Genomic DNA, 7,413 nt, shown 5'->3' with positions numbered 1-7,413 from the left:
CGGTGCGCGTCCGCGACGCGGCTGTCGTCCTCGTGGTCGTGGGTCTCCTCCTGTCCGACCCCCGACGCGTACCGGTGGTACAGCGTGTAGAAGCCGGTCGCCACCGCGATCACGACGGCGGCGACGGTGAGCGCGTCGAGGAACGCGGACAGCACCGCGGCCGCGCCCGTGAAGGTCAGGGACAGGAGGAGCTTCGAGCGGATCCCGACCACGAGCTTCGTGAACACGACGAGCAGGAGGTCCCGCATGAAGAAGATCCCCGCGACCATGAACACGAGGAGGAGGAGCACGGAGAGGTTCGCCCGCGTCTCGTTCCACACCGACCCGGGCGTCGTCATCCCGAGCGCGAGCGCCTCGATCGCGAGCAGGCCGCCCGGCTGGAGGGGGTAGCAGCGCAGCGCCATGGCGAGCGTCACGATGAACTCGAGCACGAGCAGCCAGCCGGCGACGAACGGGCCGGCCAGCAGCAGCACGAACGGGTTCGCCGCGAGGAACGCGACGACGGTGATCTTGTACCAGCGGGGCGACGCGCCGAGGAAGTTGCGGCCGAGCGCGACGGCGATCGCGCGTGGTCCGATGGCAGGGGGCAGGGTCTGCACCATGAGGGGTCCTGTCGTCACGTGAACGACCGAAGTCGTGCCGACCAGGCTTCCCGGCTCCCCTTGCATCGAGCCTAGGCCACGCCGCCCTCGGGCAGGGCGCGCCTCCTACGATCGATGCCATGCACGGCGGGCGCGGACGGTGAGCGAGACCGAGACCTTCGCCTTCATCGTGCTCGTCGCGGCGCTCGCGCTGGTCGCCGCGATCGCGGTGAACGCCCTCGGCAGCCGCATCCGCGTGCCGGCACCCGCGCTCTTCCTCGTCGCCGCGGCCGCGATCTCGAACCTCTACCCCGAGCTCGGGCGGATCTCCCTCGTCGTCGACGAGCGCATCGTCACGGTGTGCCTGATCCTCATCCTCTTCGACGGCGGGATGCACATCGGGTGGAAGCGGTTCCGCTCCACCGCCGGCCCGATCACCTTCGTCGGCGCGGTCGGCACCGCGCTCACCGCAGCGGCCGTCGCGCTCGTCGCGCACCTCCTGCTCGGGTTCGACTGGCAGGCCGCGCTGCTGCTCGGCGCGGCGCTCTCGCCGACGGATCCGGCGGTCGTGTTCGCCGTGCTCGGGCGCAAGGAGGTGGAGGGGCGCAGCGGCACCCTGCTGGAGGGGGAGTCGGGCTTCAACGACCCCGTCGGCATCGCGCTCCTCGGCGTGCTGCTCGCCGCGGGCACCGGGGCCGGCGCGGTCGTGGGCGGCGTCGGCGAGTTCCTCCTGCAGATGGTGGTCGGCATCGCGGTCGGGGCCGGCGGGGGACTGCTGCTCGGCTGGCTGCAGCGCCGCGTGCGCCTCCCGAACGAGGCCCTCTACCCGCTGCGGACGATCGCGTTCGCGGCGCTGATCTACGGGGCCGCGACGCTGCTCCACGGCTCCGGCTACCTCGCGGTGTTCCTCGCGGGCATCCTCGTCGGCGACAACCGGGCGCCGTACGAGCTGGAGGTGCGGCGCTTCGCGAGCGGGCTCTCGAGCCTCGCCGAGATCATCGCGTTCACGGTGCTCGGGTTGTCGGTGTCCCTGACGGACGTGATCCAGCCCGCCGTCTGGATCCCCGGCGTGGTGCTCGCCGTGCTGCTCATCCTCGTCATCCGACCCGTGCTGGTCGGGCCGCTGCTGCTGCCCATCCGACTCGCGTGGGGGGAGCGGGGGTTCGTGCTGTTCGCGGGGCTGAAGGGCGCCGTGCCGATCCTGCTCGGCATCCTGATCCGGGACGCGGACGTGCCCGGGGCAGCGCGGCTGGCCGCGATCATCTTCGTGGTGGTGATCATCTCGGTGGTCGTGCAGGGCGGCCTCATCCCGCCGGTCGCCGGCTGGCTGAAGGTGCCCATGCAGGACGTCGAGCAGGAGCCCTACGTCGCGGGGCTCCGATTCCGCGAGGAGCCCGCCGACCTCCAGCGCTTCGTCGTCGCGTCCGGCTCGCCCGCGGAGGGCGCGACCATCGCGGACCTGTCGCTCGGGGAGCACGGTTGGATCAGCCTCGTCCGCAGGGACGGCGCCTCCGTGCCCCTCCGGGGCGGCACCCGGCTGGCGGCCGGCGACGAGGTGCTCGCGTTCGCGGAACCGGACCTCGACGCCGCGGACCTGTTCCGGAGGGCCTGACCGGCCGGGCCGGCTGCGGAGGGGCCGCGGTCAGCCGAGCCGGAGGTGGAGCGTCTGCAGCGCCGGCTCCCGCACGGGCGTCATCCGGATCTCGCACCGGATCCGGCCCCGCGTGCCGTCGACGGTCCACGTGAGGTGCGCGGGCGAATCGCTCCTGGGGGCGCAGGCGGTGAGCGGCGCGATCGGCGCGTCCGGCGCCAGGCCGACCCGTTCGCGGAGTCGATCCGCGTGCGCCCGGCGCAGCGCGAACGACTCGTCGAGCGCGAGGTTGTCCGCGGCGATCGACCCGAGCCCGGCGTCGTCCGAGGAACGCAGGAACCGCTCGACCACCTCGCGTGCCGCTGCGGTCTCGGGCCAGAGGCGCGGTGCGGCCTCCTGGTCCTCCGCGCCGTCGAGCAGCAGCTTCAGGGCCTGCGTCGCGGGCAGCGTCGCACCGCTGTACCGCGCGTTCTCGAGCACGACGACGCCGATGCCGCTCTCGGCATGCCAGCGCATGTTCGCGCCGAACCCCGGGTACCCGCCGGAGTGGCTGATCACGCGACCGTGCCGCGGGTCCTCCTCCACGACGAGCCCGAGGCCGTAGGAGGTGGTCGGCGAACCCGGCACGGCAGCGCGCGGCTCCTGCATCGCGCGGCGTCGCGCCGCCGGGAGCACGGCGTCGTCGGCGCCGTCGCGCCATGCGGCGGCGAGCCACGTCGCCCAGGTCGCGAGCGCCGTCGGCGTCGCGATGACGCCGCCGAGCGCGGAGAACGCGCCGGGCTCCGCCCACGGCTGCTCGACCCACTCGCCGTCCACCCGCGCGTAGCCGGGGACGACGCGCGCGTCGACCGAGCGGTCGTACGCGAGCCCGGTGAGCCCGAGCGGCTCGATGAGGCGTTCGGTGACGAGCTGCGGGTAGGGCGTGCCGGTCACGCGCTCGAGCACCCGGCCGAGGATCGCGTAGGCGAAGCTCGAGTACTCGTACCGCTCGCCCGGCTCGGTCACGACGCGGACGCCGTCGGCGACGAGCCGATCGAATGCCGCGGCCGGCATGGACTCCTGGCGGTCGGCCCAGGGATCGTCGATCGGGATGCCGCCCGTCATGGACGCCAGCTCGCCGAGGGTGGGCGCGCGGGAGGCGCCGAGCACGGTCGCGTCGAGCACGTCAGTCAGCGGGGTGTCGAGCGAGAGCGCGCCCTCCTCGACCAGCGTGAGCAGCGTCGCCGCGGTGAAGCTCTTCGTGCAGGACGCGACGCGGAACGCGGAGCGCGTGTCGACGCCGTCCCCGGCGGCCCCGGCGGCCACCACCCCCTCCGGGCCCAGCACCGCCCAGGCCGAAGCGGGCGCCCTGCCGTCCCGCACGCGGGCGGCCGCGAGCTCCTCGAGCGCCGGCGCGGCGAGTGGGAGGCGGTCGGTGCGGTACGGCACGGTCCGATCCTCGCATCGGCGCGCCAGGATGGCCGGGTGGCGGACCGCGAACCCGACGTCGAGCTCCGGGCGGCGCAGCTCAAGGAGCGCGTCTACATCACCTTCACCGCCCTCGCGGTGGTGCTCGCGCTGCGCGCCGACGTCGATCGGCTGACGCCCGGTCGCGCGGCGAGCACGCTCGCGGTCGCGGTGGTCGGCACGCTGCTGGCGGTGTTCCTCGCGGACGTCGTCGCGCACATCACGGTGCACCGCGCGCTGCCGGACGCGCACGAGCTGCGGCACATGCTCATCGTCGTGCTCGGTGCCGCGGAGACGCTCGTGCTGCCGGTCGTGCTCATCGGGCTGGCGGCGGTGGGGGTGCTCACCCTCGACGCAGCGCTGCTCTCGTCGGTCGTCGTGCTCGTGCTCACGCTGGTCGCGGTCGGCTGGCTCGCGGTCAGACGGCTGCCCCTCCGGCCCCTGCAGCGGGGCATCGTGCTGCTCGCCGAGTTCGCGCTCGGACTCGCCGTCGTCGGGCTCGAGCTGCTCGCGCACTGACGCGGTCAGGGCGTCCCGCGCCGCACGATCGCGTAGGCGGAGACGACGCCGGAGCCCGGGTGCAGCACGACCCGCACCTGGGGAGGCCTGGTCGCCGAGGTGATCCCGAGCCAGGACGTCGTCGGCGGCCCCGAGCAGTCCGCGGTGCCGGACAGCCCGAGCGCCGCGCCGTCGCCCGAGACGAGCCGCCACGTCATCGTGCTGCCGTCCGCCCCCCAGCAGCCGACGTCGACCGCGAGCGCGCCGCTGCGGGGCATCGCGCCCGTGCCCTCCCGGACGGTCCCGCCGCTCAGCACCGACCGGACCACCTCGTCCGCGGCGACGGTCGGCGTGACGAGCGGGGTGATCGTGGGCGTGGCGGCGGGCTCTTGGGAGGTGCTGCGGACGGCCGGGCGCGACGAGCACCCGGTCACCAGGGCGCCGACCGCGGCGAGGGTCGCGAGGAGGCGCAGCGCACGACTGGACACCCCGGCATTCTCGGTGTCCCGCCCGAACGGCGGCGTGGAGGCGGCGGTGGCGGACGGCCGCCTATCGTGGTCGGCCGTGCCCGTCGTCGTCCGACCCCTCGAAGCGTTCGATCTCCCCGCGGTCCTCGCGATGAACAACGCGGCCGTGCCCGCGGTGCCGCCTGCGACCCTCCACGAGCTGGGGGAGCTCGTCACCGTCGCGAGCCTCGCGGTGGTCGCCGAGACGGAGCCCGGTCACCCCACCGGCTTCCTCCTGGCCATGGATCCGGGCGTGGACTACGCGAGCGAGAACTACCGCTGGTTCGCGGCCCGCGGGGACTCCTTCGTCTACGTCGACCGGATCGTCGTCGCCGACGGGCGGCGCGGCGGCGGCATCGGCCGCGCGCTCTACGACGCGGCGTTCGCCCGGGCCCGCGAGTTCGGGCGCGCGGAGGTGGACTGCGAGGTCAACGTGCGGCCGGAGAACCCGGCGTCGCTCGCCTTCCACGCCCGCCTCGGGTTCGAGAAGCTCGGCGAGCAGGAGACCAAGGGCGGCGCGTACCGTGTCGCCCTCCTCGCCGCCCCCGTCGCGTGAAGGTGTTCCTCGATCCGGGGATGCGCGCAGACCCCCGGATCGAGGAACACCTTCCGGCGCGGGAATGCGGGCTCGTCCGGGCGGCTTGGGGATCTCGATGAGTGCAGAACCTGTCATCAGCCGCCGCGACGTGGGGCTGCGATCCGAGCGCGGTCCGATCCTCCTGGCGCTCATGCTCTCCACCGGGCTGATCGCGATCGACTCCACGATCCTCGCCACCGCCGTGCCGTCGATCGTGCAGGACCTGGGCGGCTTCTCGGCCTTCCCGTGGCTCTTCTCCGTGTACCTGCTCGCGCAGGCGGTGTCCGTGCCGATCTACGCGAAGCTCGTCGACACGGTCGGGCGCAAGCCGCTCCTGCTCTACGGGATCGGGATGTTCCTGCTCGGGTCGATCCTCTGCGGCTTCGCGCCGTCGATGCTCCTGCTGATCGTCTTCCGCGCCGTGCAGGGGCTCGGCGCCGGCGCGATCATGCCGACCTCGATCACCGTCGCGGGCGACATCTACACGGTCGCCGAGCGCGCGAAGGCGCAGGGCTACCTCGCCAGCGTCTGGGCGATCTCGTCCGTCGTCGGGCCGACCCTCGGGGGCGTCTTCTCCCAGTTCGTCTCCTGGCGGTGGATCTTCTTCGTGAACATCCCGCTCTGCATCGCCGCCGCGCTGCTCGTGCGGCGCTACCACGAGACCCGTGCCCGGGCCTCCCATCGCGTGGACGTACCGGGCGCCGTGCTCCTCACGGCCGGCCTGACGGCGCTGCTGCTCGGGCTGCTGCAGGGCGGGGAGGCGTGGCCGTGGGCCTCCGTGCCCGGGATCGGGCTGCCCGCGCTCGCGGTCGTGCTGCTCGGCGCGTTCGTGGTCGTCGAGCGACGGGCCGCCGAGCCGGTGCTGCCGCTCTGGGTGTTCTCCCGCCGCCTCCTGCTCACCACCGGGCTCATCAGCGCGGGGGTCGGCGCGCTGCTGCTCGGGCTGACCTCGTACGTGCCGAACTTCCTCGAGTCGGTCGGCCGTGCGACGCCGCTCGAGTCCGGGCTGGCGCTCGCCCTGCTCACGCTCGGCTGGCCGATCGCGGCGTCGAACGCCGGCCGCATCTACCTCCGGCTCGGCTTCCGGCCGACCGCCCTCATCGGATCGTCGGTCGCGCTGCTCGGCGCGATCGCCGTCGTGCTCACGGCCCCGCTCGCCTCCATCTGGGCCACCGGGGCGGCGTGCTTCGTCGTCGGGCTCGGGCTCGGCACGGTCGCGACGCCCTCGCTCATCGCCGGCCAGTCGAGCGTCGGCTTCTCCGAGCGCGGGGTGGTCACCGGGTCGAACACCTTCCTCCGGTCGGTGGGGTCCGCGCTCGGGGTCGCCGTGTTCGGGGCGATCGCGAACGGCGTGCTGCACGGCCGCACCGGCGCGCCGGCGGTGAGCAGCGCCTCCACCGCGGTGTTCGTCGGCGTCGTCGTCGCCGGTGCGCTCACCCTCGTCGTCGCCGCGCTCATGCCGTCCTTCCGGGCCGAGCACGCCGCGGCGACCGAGCGCGCGGAGGCGCCCGCGTGAGCGAGCTCGACCACCTCGTCGCGGTGATGGCGCGCCTCCGGGGCCCGGGCGGGTGCCCGTGGGACGCGGAGCAGACGCACGAGTCGCTCGTGCGCTACCTCATCGAGGAGACCGCCGAGCTCGTCGAGGCCATCGAGACCCGCGACGCCGCCGCGATGCGCGAGGAGCTCGGCGACGTGCTCTACCAGGTGCTCTTCCACGCCGACCTCGCGGCCGCGACGCCCGGGGAGGGCTTCGGGATCGAGGACGTCGCGCGCGACACGGCGGCGAAGATGATCGGGCGGCACCCGCACGTGTTCGGCGACGAGCAGGCGGCCGACGCCGACGCGGTCGTCGAGCTCTGGGAGGTGCAGAAGCGCCGGGAGAAGGCCGACCGGACCAGCGTGCTCGACGGCGTGCCGATGCAGATGCCGTCGCTCCTGCTCGCGGAGAAGCTCGTCGGTCGCGCCGCGCGGGCCGGGCTCGAGCTGCGCCCGGGCGGCGCCGTGCCGGACGACGAGGAGGCGCTCGGCGACCTGCTGCTCGACACGGTGATCGCCGCGGCGGCGGACGGTCTCGACGCCGAACGCGCGCTGCGGGGCGCCCTCCGCCGCCTCACCTCCCGGATCCGCGAGGCCGAGCGCCCCTCCGGGAGCACCTCGGCAGGCTGATCTCGCTTCGGCAGGCCCTCCGGGGCCGTTCCGGCCTGCCGGAGCTCG

The 7,413-nt window shown here is 74.2% G+C and carries 8 protein-coding genes; 5 read left to right on the top strand and 3 right to left on the bottom strand.

All coding sequences use genetic code 11. The features are described from left to right. Positions 1-620: hypothetical protein (locus ACTHLI_RS09995; protein WP_440183223.1), on the bottom strand; the 620-nt coding region annotated here is incomplete at its 3' end. 121 nt (positions 621-741) lie between these two features. Between ACTHLI_RS09995 and ACTHLI_RS09990 the strand changes: the two genes are divergently transcribed. Then, positions 742-2,193 (top strand): cation:proton antiporter domain-containing protein, encoded by a 1,452-nt coding sequence (locus ACTHLI_RS09990; protein WP_440183221.1) that lies wholly within the window; start codon positions 742-744, stop codon positions 2,191-2,193. 30 nt (positions 2,194-2,223) lie between these two features. On the opposite strand, the gene ACTHLI_RS09985 is transcribed toward ACTHLI_RS09990, so the two are convergent. Beyond that, the gene (locus ACTHLI_RS09985; RefSeq protein WP_440183220.1) at positions 2,224-3,600 is read right to left on the bottom strand and encodes a serine hydrolase domain-containing protein; all 1,377 of its coding nucleotides are present in this window, start codon (positions 3,598-3,600) and stop codon (positions 2,224-2,226) included. A gap of 36 nt (positions 3,601-3,636) precedes the next feature. On the opposite strand from ACTHLI_RS09985, the gene ACTHLI_RS09980 reads away from it, so the two are divergent. Beyond that, a complete protein-coding gene (locus ACTHLI_RS09980) occupies positions 3,637-4,137 on the top strand; it encodes a hypothetical protein (RefSeq protein ID WP_440183219.1) in 501 nt (166 codons plus the stop codon). A 5-nt stretch (positions 4,138-4,142) separates the two neighbouring features. On the opposite strand, the gene ACTHLI_RS09975 is transcribed toward ACTHLI_RS09980, so the two are convergent. After that, the gene (locus ACTHLI_RS09975) at positions 4,143-4,604 is read right to left on the bottom strand and encodes a hypothetical protein (protein ID WP_440183218.1); all 462 of its coding nucleotides are present in this window, start codon (positions 4,602-4,604) and stop codon (positions 4,143-4,145) included. Positions 4,605-4,680: 76 nt separating this feature from the next. Between ACTHLI_RS09975 and ACTHLI_RS09970 the strand changes: the two genes are divergently transcribed. From ACTHLI_RS09970 to ACTHLI_RS09960, 3 genes are all read left to right on the top strand, one after another. Beyond that, positions 4,681-5,178, top strand: coding sequence for a GNAT family N-acetyltransferase (locus tag ACTHLI_RS09970; RefSeq protein WP_440183216.1), 498 nt, complete (start codon positions 4,681-4,683; stop codon positions 5,176-5,178). Between the two features lie 97 nt (positions 5,179-5,275). Then, positions 5,276-6,715 (top strand): MFS transporter, encoded by a 1,440-nt coding sequence (locus ACTHLI_RS09965; protein ID WP_440183214.1) that lies wholly within the window; start codon positions 5,276-5,278, stop codon positions 6,713-6,715. Continuing rightward, entirely contained in the window at positions 6,712-7,365 is a 654-nt protein-coding gene (locus ACTHLI_RS09960) for a MazG family protein (protein ID WP_440183213.1), read from the top strand. Before ACTHLI_RS09965 ends, ACTHLI_RS09960 begins: the two co-directional genes overlap by 4 nt. Positions 7,366-7,413: the final 48 nt, after the last annotated feature.

Origin of the sequence: Amnibacterium sp. (genome assembly GCF_051956055.1) — a bacterium.
GTDB lineage: Bacteria > Actinomycetota > Actinomycetes > Actinomycetales > Microbacteriaceae > Amnibacterium.
This window is presented reverse-complemented; position numbering and strand designations above follow the sequence as displayed.